At 41.0% G+C, this 16,209-nt stretch carries 11 protein-coding genes; 9 read left to right on the top strand and 2 right to left on the bottom strand.

The window, feature by feature from the left end; genetic code table 11:
- Positions 1-225: 225 nt before the first annotated feature.
- The gene (locus H6G69_RS07540) at positions 226-579 is read left to right on the top strand and encodes a hypothetical protein (protein WP_190684036.1); all 354 of its coding nucleotides are present in this window, start codon (positions 226-228) and stop codon (positions 577-579) included.
- Positions 580-652: 73 nt separating this feature from the next.
- On the opposite strand, the gene H6G69_RS07535 is transcribed toward H6G69_RS07540, so the two are convergent.
- On the bottom strand, positions 653-1,201 hold the full coding sequence (locus tag H6G69_RS07535; protein ID WP_190684034.1) for a pentapeptide repeat-containing protein: 549 nt from the start codon (positions 1,199-1,201) through the stop codon (positions 653-655).
- A gap of 1,457 nt (positions 1,202-2,658) precedes the next feature.
- Between H6G69_RS07535 and H6G69_RS07525 the strand changes: the two genes are divergently transcribed.
- On the top strand, positions 2,659-4,104 hold the full coding sequence (locus H6G69_RS07525; protein ID WP_190684028.1) for a sensor histidine kinase KdpD: 1,446 nt from the start codon (positions 2,659-2,661) through the stop codon (positions 4,102-4,104).
- Positions 4,105-4,172: 68 nt separating this feature from the next.
- On the opposite strand, the gene H6G69_RS07520 is transcribed toward H6G69_RS07525, so the two are convergent.
- Complete coding sequence (locus H6G69_RS07520; protein ID WP_190684025.1) at positions 4,173-4,607, bottom strand: cyclic nucleotide-binding domain-containing protein; 435 nt, start codon at positions 4,605-4,607, stop codon at positions 4,173-4,175.
- 348 nt (positions 4,608-4,955) lie between these two features.
- Between H6G69_RS07520 and H6G69_RS07515 the strand changes: the two genes are divergently transcribed.
- The 7 genes from H6G69_RS07515 (at position 4,956) to ssuD (ending at position 16,197) form a co-directional block, all read left to right on the top strand.
- Positions 4,956-7,958 (top strand): UPF0182 family protein, encoded by a 3,003-nt coding sequence (locus H6G69_RS07515; protein WP_190684022.1) that lies wholly within the window; start codon positions 4,956-4,958, stop codon positions 7,956-7,958.
- Between the two features lie 60 nt (positions 7,959-8,018).
- On the top strand, positions 8,019-8,720 hold the full coding sequence (locus H6G69_RS07510; RefSeq protein ID WP_190684019.1) for a cyclase family protein: 702 nt from the start codon (positions 8,019-8,021) through the stop codon (positions 8,718-8,720).
- 111 nt (positions 8,721-8,831) lie between these two features.
- Complete coding sequence (locus tag H6G69_RS07505; protein WP_190684356.1) at positions 8,832-10,328, top strand: aldehyde dehydrogenase family protein; 1,497 nt, start codon at positions 8,832-8,834, stop codon at positions 10,326-10,328.
- 1,025 nt (positions 10,329-11,353) lie between these two features.
- Positions 11,354-12,379 carry a GDP-mannose 4,6-dehydratase gene (locus tag H6G69_RS07500; protein ID WP_190684016.1) on the top strand — a complete coding sequence of 342 codons (1,026 nt, stop codon included), beginning with the start codon at positions 11,354-11,356 and terminating at the stop codon, positions 12,377-12,379.
- A 189-nt stretch (positions 12,380-12,568) separates the two neighbouring features.
- The gene (locus H6G69_RS07495) at positions 12,569-13,600 is read left to right on the top strand and encodes a methyltransferase (RefSeq protein WP_190684013.1); all 1,032 of its coding nucleotides are present in this window, start codon (positions 12,569-12,571) and stop codon (positions 13,598-13,600) included.
- Between the two features lie 82 nt (positions 13,601-13,682).
- The gene (locus tag H6G69_RS07490; protein ID WP_190684010.1) at positions 13,683-14,750 is read left to right on the top strand and encodes a methyltransferase; all 1,068 of its coding nucleotides are present in this window, start codon (positions 13,683-13,685) and stop codon (positions 14,748-14,750) included.
- A gap of 286 nt (positions 14,751-15,036) precedes the next feature.
- The gene (ssuD, locus tag H6G69_RS07485) at positions 15,037-16,197 is read left to right on the top strand and encodes an FMNH2-dependent alkanesulfonate monooxygenase (protein WP_190684007.1); all 1,161 of its coding nucleotides are present in this window, start codon (positions 15,037-15,039) and stop codon (positions 16,195-16,197) included.
- Positions 16,198-16,209 lie beyond the last annotated feature (12 nt).

The following is a 16,209-nucleotide window of genomic DNA, read 5'->3' as shown; positions in this document are numbered from 1 at the left end:
TTCAAGCATTAGTTATAATCTATGAGTGTCATAATGAATTACAATAATTTTAATTCTTCAGCTTTCAATTAAATCAGCATTACTTTTATTTTTGAGAAAACCCGATTTCCGCAATTATTTTAATTACGCGTCTTTTTTTGGTTAAGATAAACTCCTGATGGACGATCGACATAAATGTAAGATTTAATCAATGTATTGTCCGCAGCCGCACTATTTTTCCAGGAAATGAACAAAATCATACTGAGTTTACTTTCAACTCCTATGCTGATTAGCTCTGTTCTGTCTATGACAGCGATGGTTAATCAAGCACAAGCAACTGAGCCAGTAGTAAAAAGTACTGAAGACCGTTTATCTTGTATCCGAAACAAACACAAGGTTGGTTTAGTGTGTGCTAGAGCTTCTGTATTGGCACAAATTCCGACAAAGCAAGCTGAGGTGGAATTTTCTAACGATAACGTGCCAATGCTAGAGTTCAGTGACCAAGAAAGCGAGATGGCTGTGACTTTATTTGGTTGTGACTGTCCGGCTTGCATTAATTCTTTGCGCCAAATGAGTGGCGCAAGACCTTTAGTTTATTAATATATCTGTTGTAAAAAACAAATTTTTAGAGGCACAAGACATTGTGCCTCTTTTTATGACATCCTGTAGTCATTTAATAGCTGCCAGCCCAAGTTACCCATTTATGAGATAAACCTAAATGTAAGATTTTGCCACTCATCTCATATTCAGTAATGATTGCTTTGCTTAAATCTGCACCGCTAATTTCTGCTTCATTAATATTAGTAGCAATCAAATTAGCTCTTTTGAGGTTAGCACCGCTAAAGTCTGCGCCACTCATTTCTGCTTCGCTGAGATTAGCACTGGATAAGTTAGCTAACAACAAGTTAGCACCCCGTAAATCTGCACGGCTGAGATTAGTTCTTTCGAGGTTAGCTCTAATTAAGTCTGCACCGATTAAATTGACTTCACTTAAGTTTGCCCGACTCAAATTAGCTCCACTAATATCTGCATCTGTCAAGTTTGCTCTGCTAAAGCTGCATCCACTCAAGTTAGCTTGGCTTAAATCTGCCCCACTGAAGTCAGCTTCAGCAAAGTTTGCACCTCTTAAGTCTGCACCCGACAGATTGATTTGATGAAGGTTTACACCGATAAATTCCCGTTCTCCTGCCGCATATGAATCTAGGAGTTTCTTCGCATCCATATTTTCACCTCACCATGTCTATAGATACACAAGTCTAGTTGTGCATTCACACTACTCAAACCACACTACAGACTATTTTTTGAGTTGCTAGCAACCGGAATTTTCAGAAAAACTTGTAGTTTCATTTTGCTATAGTTGATGCAATTTCTCCCGATTACTTAATGGAAATATACGTAACGTTCTCATCTTAAAGAAATGATCCGATAAAATTAATCAATTTTGGTTATTTATTTGCTCTGAATCATCAAAAACTGAGCAATTGCTAATGCGAATGAAAAATGCTTAGGTAAATTTATTTTATTTTTCTAATTTCATAGGAGTTTAGCATTCTTATTTGTCTGACTCATTGCTGGCAGTAGCGAGGGATCAAGATGAGTTGAGGATGAAACAGTTAATTTGGTTATCAAAACATTAACTATGGTTAATAGATGGTTATCATTATTTACATTCACTAGTGTCATGAAATGATTTGATAATGAATAGTCAACATAATTTCCTCTAGAATTTCAAGCGATCGCGGCAATCTTTGTTGAGGCGATCGCTCTTCGTTGAAACTATTTCGACCTACATAAAAATAGTAAAAGATTTGCGCAAATCTAACAGAAAAATATCGATTTTTTATTAAAAAAATCTTAAATTTTATTTCCTAAAATGCTAACTCTCCACTGATTTGTTAAAGTAGCAAACATAAAAACTGTCAAATTTGATTAATTCCAGCATTTTTGAATGTGATTTGAATAATAGCATCAATGAAAACTTTGGCAGATCAAATTACTTCTTCATCGTGTTTCTGTCTATCTCTTCTAGATGTAAAAAATGCCTCCTCCCTGATTTTTCGCCTTTCTTTTGGGGGTGATGATACCGTTTCACTTTAAGTTTGATACAAATGTGTCGCAGGGGGGCAGGGAGAAAGAATGAAAAACCATCAGAATTTTCGTGAAATGGTATGACAACGGCATTTACATAAGAACTATGACCATTGAGGGCGAATAATTCTTTCCCATCTGACTTGAAAGTGCTGAGTGCTGTTAGCGGTAGCGGGGCGTTTAGCCCGTGCTGAGTAAAAATGCTAGTCTCACTTTCATGCTTGGCTATGAAACTTGTTTCATCGAGACTACCCTCCGGGTTCGCCAATTTGCCGTCTTGGCTTCTGCCGAGATGGCAAATGGACTCATACGTTTCCTGTTAAAGACTTATTATTCAGGCCGCGGGGGAGCTAGCGCGTTGAGCGGTTTGCTCGACTAACAGTGACTAGCGTGGCAGGGGAGAGGGTTTTGTCGTTTCTGTACAAATTTGTCGAATCACATTATCTATCTTTGAGTGTTTACTGTTATTGCGCTTATCTTGTTCGGTTCTACGACTGTCGCTGATACACAAATGCCTATAACCTCTTAATTAGGAAGAATTTATTAAATCTCCACGTTAGTAGTCGCTCTCCACTTAAGGGGTGAAAACCTGTGTACGAATGGATCTTGCCAAGTCTGAGTGAAGTTTTAGCCGAAAGTCAATCAACTATGGCTGAATGTTCACCAGCCAAAGCGGAGCGACAATGGCGTATTAGTTTAGCAGCAACCGAAAATTTGCTGATTAATACTTTAGCTGCTAGCAAAGGTTTAGTCTTAACCGCACCTGCACCTTTATTTAGTCAACCAATACTGACGCAAAACTTACAAACGGTGACTTTTACCGCCAAGCCGTTTAATCCTTTGGCGTTGATGCCGTTTCAAATGCCAACTGCGGTGATGGAAACCGAACAAGATTCGCCCGAGGAAGCGGTGCTTCCCTTACTTCCTGCCGATCCCCTGGTGGTGGAACAATTTTGTTTGGTATTTACAGATAAGTTTCGCCTAGTGTTGGTGTTGGCAGAATGCAAGGATGGTCACAAAAAGTTTTCTTTTTCTTTTGAGCCAGAGGTGGTACAGCAAGCTTGGCGAGCTATTGGTGCGCGAGTTATGCTAACTAATCCCGATTTTTGCGCGCAACTCGATGCCGTAGTGCAGCAATATTCCCCAGTCGCGCCTGATTATCGGATTGTGATGCAGTTTAGCCAATTGCTGTTGCAAGAATTACCCTCGGAAGTGAGCAAAGATGTAGAAGTGGGTACGAATGTAGTCAATTCTCCATCGCATATCCCCAATTTTCAAACCGTAATTCCTAATGCCGCATCATCAAAACCGGATGTAGAATTGCTGCAAGCTTTTGCGCATGAAGTTCGCACCCCCTTGACTACTATCCGTACTATGACTCGCTTGCTATTAAAGCGGCGGGATTTACCTGCTAATGTCATCAAGCGCTTACAAGTGATAGATCATGAGTGTACTGAGCAAATTGACCGGATGGAATTATTGTTTAAGGCGGCAGAATTAGAAACCTGTGCAGCAGGGAAATCTGCCAACACTCATCTCACTCCTATGTCATTAGACCAAGTGTTGCAACAAAGTATCCCGCGTTGGCAACAAGCAGCAAATCGCCGCAATTTAACTTTAGAGGTGGTGTTACCGCAACAATTACCTACAGTGGTGAGTAATCCCAATATGCTAGACCGGGTATTGACGGGTTTGATGGAGAACTTTACCCGCAATTTACCTGCTGGTAGCCATATTCAAGTGCAAGTAATCCCCGCAGGCGACCAACTTAAATTGCAATTGTCGCCGCAACCCCAGTGTCAAGAAACCGCAGATACTGTTGCACCACCAATTCGCAAAGCTCTTGGTCAGCTATTGATGTTTCAACCAGAAACAGGCACAATTAGTTTGAATTTAAATGCGACCAAACATTTATTCCAAGCGATTGGCGGTAAATTAATTGTGCGTCAACGTCCGCAATATGGCGAAGTGATGACTATTTTCTTACCTTTAGAAGTAAGCTCTCAGCATAAGCAAAGCATTAAGTATGAAGTCTGATATTTTTGCTAGCTTTAGCCCAGCTGATGAAAATTGAGCGGCAAAGTTGGATTGGCAAAATTATAATTTTATGAGTGATTTACGTCAACACTTTCATTTAATTTCCGAATTAGGCGAGATAATTCCCGAATAATATTGACAGCTATTTCGGGCGTTTCTTCTATAGCATCATAGAGTTGCTCTTGAGTTAATTCTAGACATTCGCAAGGTTCTATGGTGGTGGCGGTAGCAGAACGAGTTTGAGTATCAAACACTGCCATTTCCCCAAAGTATTTTCCCTGTTCTACTTCTGCCAAAAGTTTATTGCCAATGTGGACTTTAACTCTACCTGAGACCACAATGTAAAGCGATCGCCCTTCTTCACCCTGTCTAAAAATGGTATAGTTAGCCGGAAATGACAACTCGTGCATTACAGAAGTCAGCCGGACAATAAAATCATCCCGTAATTCCTTAAAAATCGGGACTCGCCGCACAAATAACAAACGGTCAACACTACTGAGCATAATTTAGAGTTAAATCTCACACCTTAAAAATATCAGGCAATTTTGCTATTCTTGAATATGCGATCGCCATATTAACCGATAAAAATTATAACTATAGCAATCTCGTTTGGCTTCTAAACTAGTTGTAGAGGCTGGGAATAGGCAGTCGAGAGTGGGGATTAGGAATTTTAGTAGTAAATTTGAATAACTTTGCGCCCCTTTGCGCTTAACTTTGCGTAACTCTGCGTTTAAATTATCAACCTCTCAACAGCGTAATCGTTGTTTTTTGAGATGGGTTCCCAGTAATGTAGGTGACAGGTGATAAGTATTTTTCCCTGTTCCCTATTCCCTTAGTTTAGCTACCAAAAAATGTTGCGAAAGTGGTGCTGGCGATTATTAATAGTCCTCCTAGGGCTGTGGTTCTTGTTAGATTTGGGTTCCCGCCTAGGAGCAGAAATTTTTTGGTTCCACGAAGTTGGCTATCTATCAGTATTTTGGCTGAGGTTGCTAACTAAGGGTATTTTATGGTTGGTGGTCACTATTATTAGTGCTGTCTATTTGTTCGGTAATTTGTTTTTAGCAAGGCGGCTGAAATATCCTCAATCTTGGAAAATTGACCAAGTTAGGCTGGAGGAAGGCGGACTGCAAGCTGAATTCAAAAATTTGCTCAGTCCTCAGTCTGCCAAATTTAATGACAAGCAAACCACTGATCAACCAACCTTACAATTAAGGTGGTTAATCCCGCTAGTTTTAATATTGAGCTTGTTGATAGGCTTAATGCTGGCACATTATGGTCAGGTAGCTTTCGCATATTGGCAAGCTTCCACAAAAAGAGTCGGACAACCTGTTTTATCTTTGTTTCGGCTAGAAACAATTTGGCAATTAGGAACACAAATTACTGCTCAAGTTTTATATGGGGGTTTAGTTGCAGGCGTAGCGATCGCTATTTTAATTTATCCGCGAATTTTACTCACAGCGATCGCAGGTATATTTACACTTTTATTTGGTTGGATAGTGCATCACAACTGGGCAAAAGTTCTGCAATATTTCCACCCAACTCAATTTAATTATTCCGATCCTTTATTTAGCCGAGATATCAGTTTCTATATTTTTTCCCTACCAGTCTGGGAATTACTAGAACTCTGGTTAATGGGTTTATTTTTATTTGGCTTTGCAGCCGTAAGTCTAACTTATCTACTTTCAGCCGATAGTTTAAGCCAAGGAATTTTCCCAGGATTTTCTTCCCAGCAGCAGCGTCACTTATACGGGATGGGTGGCTTATTGATGCTGGTTGTCGCCCTCAGTTATTGGCTAAGTCGTTATGAATTGGTGTATTCCCGACAAGGTGTGATTTACGGTGCTAGTTACACTGATGTGAATGTGCAGTTACCAGCCTACAACGTTCTGTGTGTTTTAGCAGTGGCGATCGCTTTTTACCTGTTGTGGCGTACAGTTTTCTGGCGACCAAAATCTCGCTCTCGTGGCTGGGTGTTTTATGGTTTCGGCGTTTATTTGGTCATTGCTGTGGTGGCTGGTGTAATCTTGCCGTCTTTAGTGCAGAATTTCATTGTCCTACCCAACGAATTACAGCGAGAAGAACCCTACATTCAAAGAACAATTGCCTTAACTCGCCAAGCATTTGGCTTAGAAGCTATTGATGCTAGAACCTTCAACCCTCAGGGAACCTTAACGCAAGCTGATCTCCGCACCAATGCCTTAACAATTCGCAATATTCGTTTGTGGGATCAGCGACCACTTTTAGATACTAACCGCCAACTGCAACAAATTCGCCCCTATTACCGCTTTCCTGATGCTGACATTGATCGCTATACTTTAGCAACTGAAGCAACCGCGAACCGCCCAGCCGCGCCACCCAATACCATAGCATCCGCACCTACATCAGACTCAGCAGAAAAGCGACAAGTATTAATTGCTGCCAGGGAATTAGACTATGGTGCTGTACCACAACAAGCACAAACATGGGTCAACCGCCATCTAATTTATACACACGGCTATGGCTTTACAGTTAGTCCGGTGAATACAGTCGGCCCTGGTGGCTTACCAGAATACTTTGTCAAAGATATTGCCAGTAGTAGTGATGGCCCGTTGACTACTGCTAATGCCGCAATTCGTAATAGCATTCCCATTGGACTACCAAGAATTTATTACGGTGAGATTACGAATACTTATGTAATGACTGGCACTAGAGTTAGAGAATTAGATTATCCCAGTGGCAGTGATAACGCTTATAACATTTACGATGGGCGAGGAGGCGTTTCCATCGGGAGTAGATGGCGACGCTGGTTATTTGCTATGTATTTGAAAGATTGGCAAATGCTATTTACGCGAGACTTTTTGCCTGATACAAAAGTTCTGTTTCGCCGGAATGTCAATCAACGGATTCGAGCGATCGCACCTTTTCTCAAATTTGATAGCAACCCTTATTTAGTTGCGGCTGATGTCAACTCTGATGTTCCAGATATTAAAAACAAATTGTACTGGATTATCGATGCTTATACTACCAGCGATCGCTATCCTTATTCTGACCCTGATAAAAATGGGATTAATTACATTCGCAACTCTGTCAAAGTAGTGATTGACGCTTACAACGGCACTGTGAACTTTTACATTGCCGACACTAGAGATCCCATAATTAATACTTGGGCAACCATCTTACCCAAAATGTTTCAGCCCCTGAGTGCGATGCCAGCCACCCTCCGCACTCATGTCCGCTACCCGTTGGACTTTTTTCAAACTCAAGCCGAGCAGTTGATAACTTATCACATGACTGACCCCCAGGTATTTTACAACCGCGAAGACCAGTGGCAAATTCCCAACGAAATTTATGGTAGTGAAGCGCGTCCAGTAGAACCGTATTATTTAATCACTAGCCTACCTAACGTGCAACTAGAGGAATTTCTGCTGTTTTTACCTTACACACCCAGACAGCGCACAAATTTAATTGCTTGGTTAGCCGCGCGATCTGATGAGGAGAATTACGGTAAACTCTTGTTATATATCTTTCCTAAAGAACGCCTCGTTTACGGAACAGAACAAATTGAAGCCCGCATTAACCAAGACCCAGTAATTTCCCAGCAAATCTCTTTATGGAACCGCCAAGGGTCTAGAGCAATTCAAGGTAATTTATTAGTTATTCCCATTGAGCAATCTTTATTATATGTTGAGCCTATCTATTTAGAAGCAGCGCAAAATAGTTTGCCAACTTTAGTGCGCGTAGTTGTAGCTTACGAAAACCGCATCGTCATGGCCCAAACCCTAGAACAAGCACTACAAGGCATCTTTCAACCAGAAATTACACCTCCACCGCCTATTGTGCGTCCCTTTGAAGAGGGAACTACACCTAGTCAGTGATGAGGAAGAACAGGGGATAAAAATAAATAATGACAAAGGACAAATGTACATTAACTATTTATGCAAATTACTTATTCACGAGTTATCCACCTTAGCCATATTATCGACAGAAATATCCCGCAATGGCCAGGCGACCCGCCAGTGGAATTTACCACCGTCGCCAAAATTCCTGATGATGGTTATTATTTGCGGCGTTTTTCTATAGGAGAACATAGCGCGACTCATATTAACGCCCCTAATAGTTTTTTCGCTGATGGTGCAGGTATTGAACAATACCCGGCTGAATTATTAGTGGTTCCGGCAGTGGTTATCGATATCTGCGTAGCGGCTGCTGATAATTCTGATTACGCTTTAACTATTGCTGATATTTTGGCTTGGGAAGAAATACACGGCGAAATTGAAAGCGGTAATGTGGTGCTAGTTTACACTGGTTGGCAACATAAGTGGGGAGATAGACGCGCCTTCTTTAACCAAGATACTCAAGGTATGATGCACTTTCCAGGGTTTAGCAGCTACGCAACGCAGTTTTTACTCAACCAACGACGAATTTCTGGTGTAGGCATTGATACGCATGGTGTAGACCCAGGAAATGATCAAAGCTTTGCTACTAATCATTTAATTTTGGCACAGTCTGGTATTGTCCTAGAAAATCTCACTAATTTAGACCAACTACCACCCAAGGGTACTACACTAGCGATCGCACCTCTAAGATTACGTGGCGGTTCTGGTTCTCCTGTAGGTGTGTTGGCGTTTGTGCCTTAAATTTTGTGTATAACTTTCTTCTCTTCCACCCATTCTTAAATCTTGGCGATACCCTAGAAAAACAAATCAAATATACCAATTCTCTAAAAAATTTTAATTTAAGCAGTAATTATTATGACTACGCTAACTTGCCAAAATTATCTAGATGGTCAGTGGTTGGATGCTTTCACCAAAAATACTCTCGATAGTTGCAACCCAGCCTTAGTCAGCGAAGTTGTCGCCACCTTTCCCCGTTCCCAAGCTGAGGATGTTGATAAAGCCGTAGCCGCAGCCCGTAAAGCTTATATTAGTTGGCGAAAAGTTCCCGCCCCAGCTAGAGCCGAATATATTTTTCGTGTGGGAGAATTATTACTCCAGCATAAAGAAGAACTCGCCCAATTAATTAGTCGAGAAATGGGTAAACCCCTCACAGAAGCTAGGGGCGATGTGCAAGAAGGTATTGACTGCGCTTTTTATAGTGCAGGCGAAGGACGGCGGCTATTTGGAGTCACCACACCTTCAGAAATGCCTAACAAATTTGCCATGACGGTGCGAATGCCTATTGGTGTTTGTGCCTTAATTACACCGTGGAATTTCCCTGTAGCTATTCCCTGTTGGAAAGCTATGCCAGCTTTGGTGTGTGGTAATACAGTCATCCTCAAGCCAGCAGAAGATACACCCGCTTGTGCAACTAAACTTGTGGAAATATTCGCCGCCGCAGGTTTACCGCCAGGTGTAATTAACTTAGTGCATGGTGTTGGTGAAGAAGTCGGCAAAGCTTTAGTCGAACATCCTGATATTGATTTAGTGTCGTTTACAGGTTCTTCAGAAACTGGGGCTTATGTGGGCGCAACTTGCGGACGCACTCACAAGCGCGTCTGTTTAGAGATGGGCGGGAAAAATGCCCAAGTGGTGATGGAAGATGCAGATTTAGAACTAGCCTTAGATGGTGCTGTTTGGGGTGCATTTGGGACGACAGGCCAGCGTTGTACGGCTACGAGTCGTTTAATTTTGCACCGCGACATCAAAGAACAGTTTACTACCATGCTTTATGAGCGTGCTGCTAAATTACGCTTAGGTGCAGGTTATGACCCTGATACAGAAATTGGGCCGATAATTAATCGAAGACAACTGCAACGGGTAAATGAATATATGCACATTGCCCGTGCGGAAGGGGCAAAGATATTAATTGGCGGGGAAATAGCCAGGGATGGGCTACTAAAAGAAGGTAATTTCTTTTTGCCAACTATTTTAGATAATGTTACCCCTGAGATGCGTGTCGCCCGGGAAGAGATATTCGGCCCGGTAGTGGCATTAATTGAGGTTAATTCCTTTGAAGAAGCGATCGCTATTCTCAATGATACCAAATATGGACTTTCTTCTTCAGTGTATACACGCAATATTAACCGCGCTTTTGCAGCTATGCGTGACATTGAAGCAGGTATAACTTATATTAACGGCCCCACCATCGGCGCAGAAGTGCATTTACCTTTTGGGGGTGTAAAACAAACAGGTAATGGCCACCGCGAAGCTGGAACCACTGCTTTAGATGTCTTTACAGAATGGAAAAGTGTCTATGTTGACTTTTCCGGCAGCTTGCAACGCGCTCAAATAGATAACCGCAATTAACTGATGTAGTCTTTATTTTCCAAAATTGCAAGCAACTTAAGTTAGATGTTTGTTTACTACTTAGGTAAGATTTATGTACAAATTTATTTTTTACTTGGGAGAAATTAATAGATTTGTATTCCAAATCTAACTATTGTGTCATTATTTGAGTGTGTGCTAATTTTTTCCTGCTTATTTAACATAAATGCCGTTTATCTTCATTAAGTCAGGAAAATATAACAAAAACGTAATATCACTAATTCTGCAGGTATAATTTTTACTTTGTATTTAATTTACACTACTGATATTACTAAAATAACTATCCATACTAATTCATAAGCTATGGAAGTCATATTTGATTTAGGAAAAAATCAGTACACCCAACACAATCTTCTTTCCTACTCCCTACTTACACGACTAAGTTCACAAATCAAACCGAATTCCTACAGTATCTTCTATTAAGGATTTTCACTAGAGGAAGCTGAAAAAATCTATTTAAAATTGAAGTATTCATCTTCATAGCCAGTAAAAATACAGTGATTATTTTTGACAATGTGATTTTTATCATATTTTTTAGCGATTAATTAAGTATATTCACGCTAATCTTTTTTTTATATTTGTTTAACAATTGTAAGAGATACGAAATTAATTACCTATACTACGTAAGTAGGTAAAAAACTTCGATATTGGAAAATCCATACTAAGCAGTAATTTGGGGTATTTTAGGTCGTAGGCGATCGCTGCTAAACAAGGTATCACTGATTAAATTTTAGCTGACTCACACTAAGTATCTGATATCATCTCAGCCATGTTTGATAGCAGACTACTGAATATTTGAAGCCTCTAGATTTCATCTGACAAATCCAGATATTTTTTGCCGTAACTCTTGTAATTCCCAAGTTTCAGCATCAAAAAATCTATCCAACTTTGTCAGAGTCTACAGTATTTTGTTGAACTAACTGCTGTGTAGCTTAAATTGCCACAACAATAAATGTGGTGAAATTCGAGTTTGTCTAAAAAAGAATCTTTTTCCGTCAGGTACATTCATGAATAAGCATCTGCGTGAGCGTCGTGTGTTAGTCACCGGAGCATCCGGTTTTATGGGTTCTTGGCTCAGTCAATACCTCCTAGAGCAAGAAGCGACAGTCGTCACCATATTAGCTGACTGGAATCCTAATAGTTATTTTGTGCAGAATGGACTGTTTCATCGAGTACAAAACATTATTGGCTCTATAGAAGACTACAACCTGCTAGAAAAAGTAATTTGTGACTACAAAATTGATACAGTATTTCATCTAGCCGCCATCTCCGTTGAAGGTTTAGCATTTGAAAAACCTCGCCTCGCCTTTGAAATTAATATTCGCGGCACATATAACGTTTTAGAAGCTTGTCGGATACATTCTGATTTAGTACAACGAGTAATCATTGCATCCAGCGATAAAGCTTACGGTGACAGTCCAATTCTACCTTATACAGAAGACCTACCAACCATTGGGAAAAATCCTTACGATGCTTCTAAAAGTTGTGCTGATATGATTGCTCGCAGCTATTATCACAGCTATAAATTGCCAGTAGCTATAGGGAGATTTGGCAACATTTACGGCGGTGGCGATTTAAACTTAAATCGCTTAATTCCTAACACTATTCGCCGTCTGTTAAAAAATGAATCTCCCATAGTCAAAATGCCACCTCAAGGTAGTTTCAAGCGTGATTTTTTATATGTCAAAGACGCTGTAAACACATACATTTCTATGTTTGAAGGTTTAGCACATCCAGAGGTACATGGAGAAGCATTTAACTTTGCAATGGGCGGTAGTTGGACAGTGTTAGAGATAGTACAGAAGATTCAGCAAATCATGAATCGTCAAGATATAGAGCCAATACTTATACCTTCACCTCATAGCGAAATTTGGCATCAGCACGTCTCTACTCAAAAAGCACAAAATGTTTTAAATTGGACTCCTCGTTATTCATTGGAAGAAGGCCTAAGAGAAACCGTCGAATGGTATTTAGAGTTTTTCTCTAGTCCCGTCCTTGCCAACGGCAAAACTCCACTTATAGTAGGTGTTTAAGACAACAAGGCAAAAGTAAAAAGCAACGGTAGAGAATAGCTAGTTTATTTGCTTTTTGCTGATTTTAGACGATGGCTTTATTTGCTCTGGACACCACTTAGCCACGCAGACATCTTCAACTTCTTATCTGGTAAAAACTTCAGTTTTTCCAGCAGTTGAATCAATCAGTACATATAAGGATTTTCATTCATGTCAGAACAGCAAACGAAAAAATTGTCTATCCCTACCTGTGACGATCGCTTACTGTGGGAAACATGGATGTCAATGTTTCATTTTCCCACACTCACCGTTGCCGATGAACTAGGCTTATTTACGCTGTTAGAAAAATCACCCGCGACAGCAGATGAAGTAGCCCAAAGCCTAGATTTAGGACACCGTTCCACAGAAGCCTTGTTAGGAGTAATGACATCCCTTGGTTATCTAGTGCAACAAAATGAGAAATTTGCGATTACAGAAGTATCTCGCAATTTCCTCTTACCTCAAAGTCCTTTTTACTGGGGTGGAATTTTACATCTAATGCGAAGCACTCCTTTATCCCACGCATCGCTACTGACAGCATTACGCAATGATAAATCTACCATCTACGAAGATAAAGATATTTGGGAAACTCATGAACTAGAACCAGAACAAGCCAAAGCCTTTACTAGCCATATGCACAGCCAAACAGTCTCTCCGGCGGTTGGTGCTGCTATTAGAGGCGACTTTACAAGTGTCAAACGCCTTCTTGATGTGGGTGGTGGTTCTGGTGCGTTTTGTTTTGCCTTGGCTCAACATTATCCTGATTTGCGTTGTACCATTCTAGAGTTGCCAGTGGTGTGTAAAATTGCAGACAAATACATCGCCGCAGCTGGACTACAAGCAAGAATTGATACGAAAGCAGGCAACTTCTTTACAGATCCTTTTCCTTCAGGTTACGACGCAATTTTATTTGGTAATATCTTTCATGATTGGGGACGCGAAAAATGTCTCCATCTTGCGCGCAGTAGCTTTGCTGCCTTACCAAAAGGTGGGAAAATTTACCTCCACGAAATACTCTTATCTGATACCAAAGATAGCCCTTTAGTGGCTACAGCATTTTCTCTGTGTATGGTTTGGGTGACAGAAGGTAAGCAATTCACAGCTAGAGAAATTCAGCAACTATTAACCGAATGCGGATTTGTCGATATATCTATCACTCCCACCTACGGTTACTATTCTTTGATTAGTGCGACAAAGCCGTAATTTTGACTAAGTAACTATCTCTACAAAATCGCTTCCAGCATTTTCCTTGATTACTACTTCCTCAAATTGAGAGACAAATAGAATGGTTCAACAAATTATCAAACCCGAAATTAATTCAATTCCCCAACCGCAAACAGACGGTAAACAAGTTTGGGATGTCATTATTGGGTTACATGCTTTTCCAACTGTCTTAGTAGCACATGAGTTAAAACTATTTCCCCTGTTAGCAGAAAGTCCTCGGACTCTTTTAGAAATTTGTCAAAGCCTCAATTTGGCACATCGTTCTGCTAGTGCAGTTTTATCTATATGCACATCGTTAGAATTAGTACAGTTTCAAGACAATCAGTACCATATCACAACTGTGGCGCGTGAGTATTTATTAGAAACTAGCTTGACTTCTTTTTGTGGCTATTTCGATTTAATGATTGCTAACGCCAGTTCTTATTCTTATGAGGGAATTAAAAAGTCAATTTTAACAGATAAGACTCAAGTTTATGAAGGCGTAGATGTCTTTGAAGTTCACGAACAACAAGATGAAATTGCCAGGAATTTTACCCGCGCTATGCACTCTGCGAGTATTTCTGCGGCTTTAGCATGGCCAGAAAAAATTAATCTTGCCAATTATCAGCAAATGTTAGACATTGGTGGTGGTTCTGGCGCTCATTCTATTGGTGCAACTTTAAAATGTCCGAGTTTAAAAGCAACGGTTTTTGATTTAGCACCTATCTGCGAAGTCGCCCAAGAATTTATTAGTCAACATGGGTTACAAAATCAAATTAACACTCATGCTGGCGATATGTGGCAAGATGATTTACCTTCAGCAGATTTACACTTTTATTCGCTGATATATCACGATTGGACACCAGAACAATGTCGGTTTCTGACGCAAAAAAGCTTTGACAGTTTAGAACCTGGTGGACGTTTAATTGTTCATGAATGGCTATTTAATGACGATCGCACCGCACCACTTTCAACAGCAGCATATAATCTAATTATGCTACTTTGGTGCGCCGGAGGACAGCAATATTCTGGTTTAGAACTATCCACAATGATGAATGAAGTTGGTTTTATCAATATTCAAGTTACCCCAACTTTTGGCTATTGGAGCATTGTCACAGGTGAAAAGCCGAAGTCAGAGATTTCCCATTAAAACAATATCCCATTGATGGGGTAGGCAGGGAGCAGGGGAGAGGGTTGGAAGTTTTTAGCAACAATTCAAATTCTGCAACTTAAATGCACATCAGCTGACTATCACCTGATGAATAGGACTTACGCCCTTTGCCTCCCTGCGGTCTAAACTGCAAATTAGGTGACTAATAGCATATCACCCAATTTTTCAAAAATCTCTTGCTTACCTAAGTAGGATATGCAATACTCTTATCCAAGATAAAATACGGTAAATCGATAGAGTTACCGATTTAAAAAGGATAGGATTCATGCAGTTACTCTGGTTCATCCCTACCCACGGCGATGGGCGCTACTTAGGAACAGCAACAGGCGGTAGAGCTGTTAGCTTTCCATATTTTCGACAAATTGCACAGGCAGTGGATGACCTGGGTTACACGGGGGCTTTGTTACCTACAGGTAGGTCTTGCGAAGATGCTTGGGTTGTGGCATCAACTCTAGTATCCCTAACTCAACGGATGCGTTTTTTGGTGGCGATACGTCCGGGGTTGATGTCGCCAACGTTAGCCGCGAGGATGGCGGCGACGTTTGACCGCTTGTCTGGGGGGAGGTTGTTGATTAACGTTGTCACAGGTGGTGATCCGGTGGAGGCCGCTGGAGATGGCTTGCATTTGGGTCATGATGAGCGTTATGAATTAACAGATGAATTTTTGACGATATGGCGATCGCTTGTTAGTAGCGAAACTGTTAACCTAAAGGGTGAGTATCTAGATATTCAAGGCGGCAAAATAGTGTTTGCGCCTGTGCAGCAGCCCTATCCGCCGTTATGGTTTGGTGGTTCCTCAGCCATTGCCCAAAAAATCGCCGCCAAGCACGTAGATGTTTATTTAACTTGGGGTGAACCACCAGCGCAAGTTGCTGAGAAAATTGCCGCAGTTCGCAGACTTGCAGAGATTGAAGGTAGAACTTTGCGGTTTGGCATTAGGCTGCACGTCATTGTGCGGGAAACTGAAACTGAAGCTTGGGACGCAGCTAATCAATTGATTCGCTATGTGGATGATGAAGCTATTTCCAAAGCCCAAAAAGTTTATGCGCGGATGGACTCGGAAGGGCAACGCCGCATGAGTCAGCTACACAAAGGTAGCCGCGAAACACTCGAAATTAGCCCAAATTTGTGGGCGGGTGTAGGTTTAGTGCGTGGTGGTGCAGGTACAGCACTGGTAGGTGATCCCGATACAGTCGCCGCCAGAATGCAGGAATATGCAGACTTGGGAATTGAAACCTTTATTCTTTCTGGCTATCCCCATTTAGAAGAAGCTTATCGTGTTGCCGAATTATTATTCCCCCGTTTGCCGTTAGAAAACTTGCCCAAAGTTGAAGAAAAACACATCATCAGCCCCTTTGGCGAGATTGTTGCTAATGAAGAATTCCTGAAGCAACAGCCTCAGCACAAAGCTGCGTCCATATCCTAAATAGTCAAGGAA

Origin of the sequence: Nostoc sp. FACHB-110 (assembly GCF_014697425.1) — a bacterium.
In the GTDB taxonomy this organism is placed as follows: Bacteria; Cyanobacteriota; Cyanobacteriia; order Cyanobacteriales; family Nostocaceae; genus Nostoc_B.
The sequence above is the reverse complement of the archived record's forward strand: the minus strand, read 5'-3'. Positions and strand labels throughout refer to the sequence as shown.

What these genes read in the sequence shown, in the direction of transcription:
- H6G69_RS07500 (WP_190684016.1), top strand. Translation starts at nt 11,354, where the DNA reads ATGAATAAGCATCTGCGTGAGCGTCGTGTGTTAGTCACCGGAGCATCC.
- H6G69_RS07540 (WP_190684036.1), top strand. Translation starts at nt 226, where the DNA reads ATGAACAAAATCATACTGAGTTTACTTTCAACTCCTATGCTGATTAGC.
- H6G69_RS07490 (WP_190684010.1), top strand. Translation starts at nt 13,683, where the DNA reads ATGGTTCAACAAATTATCAAACCCGAAATTAATTCAATTCCCCAACCG.
- H6G69_RS07535 (WP_190684034.1), bottom strand. Translation starts at nt 1,201, where the DNA reads ATGGATGCGAAGAAACTCCTAGATTCATATGCGGCAGGAGAACGGGAA.
- H6G69_RS07515 (WP_190684022.1), top strand. Translation starts at nt 4,956, where the DNA reads ATGTTGCGAAAGTGGTGCTGGCGATTATTAATAGTCCTCCTAGGGCTG.
- H6G69_RS07510 (WP_190684019.1), top strand. Translation starts at nt 8,019, where the DNA reads ATGCAAATTACTTATTCACGAGTTATCCACCTTAGCCATATTATCGAC.
- H6G69_RS07520 (WP_190684025.1), bottom strand. Translation starts at nt 4,607, where the DNA reads ATGCTCAGTAGTGTTGACCGTTTGTTATTTGTGCGGCGAGTCCCGATT.
- H6G69_RS07495 (WP_190684013.1), top strand. Translation starts at nt 12,569, where the DNA reads ATGTCAGAACAGCAAACGAAAAAATTGTCTATCCCTACCTGTGACGAT.
- ssuD (WP_190684007.1), top strand. Translation starts at nt 15,037, where the DNA reads ATGCAGTTACTCTGGTTCATCCCTACCCACGGCGATGGGCGCTACTTA.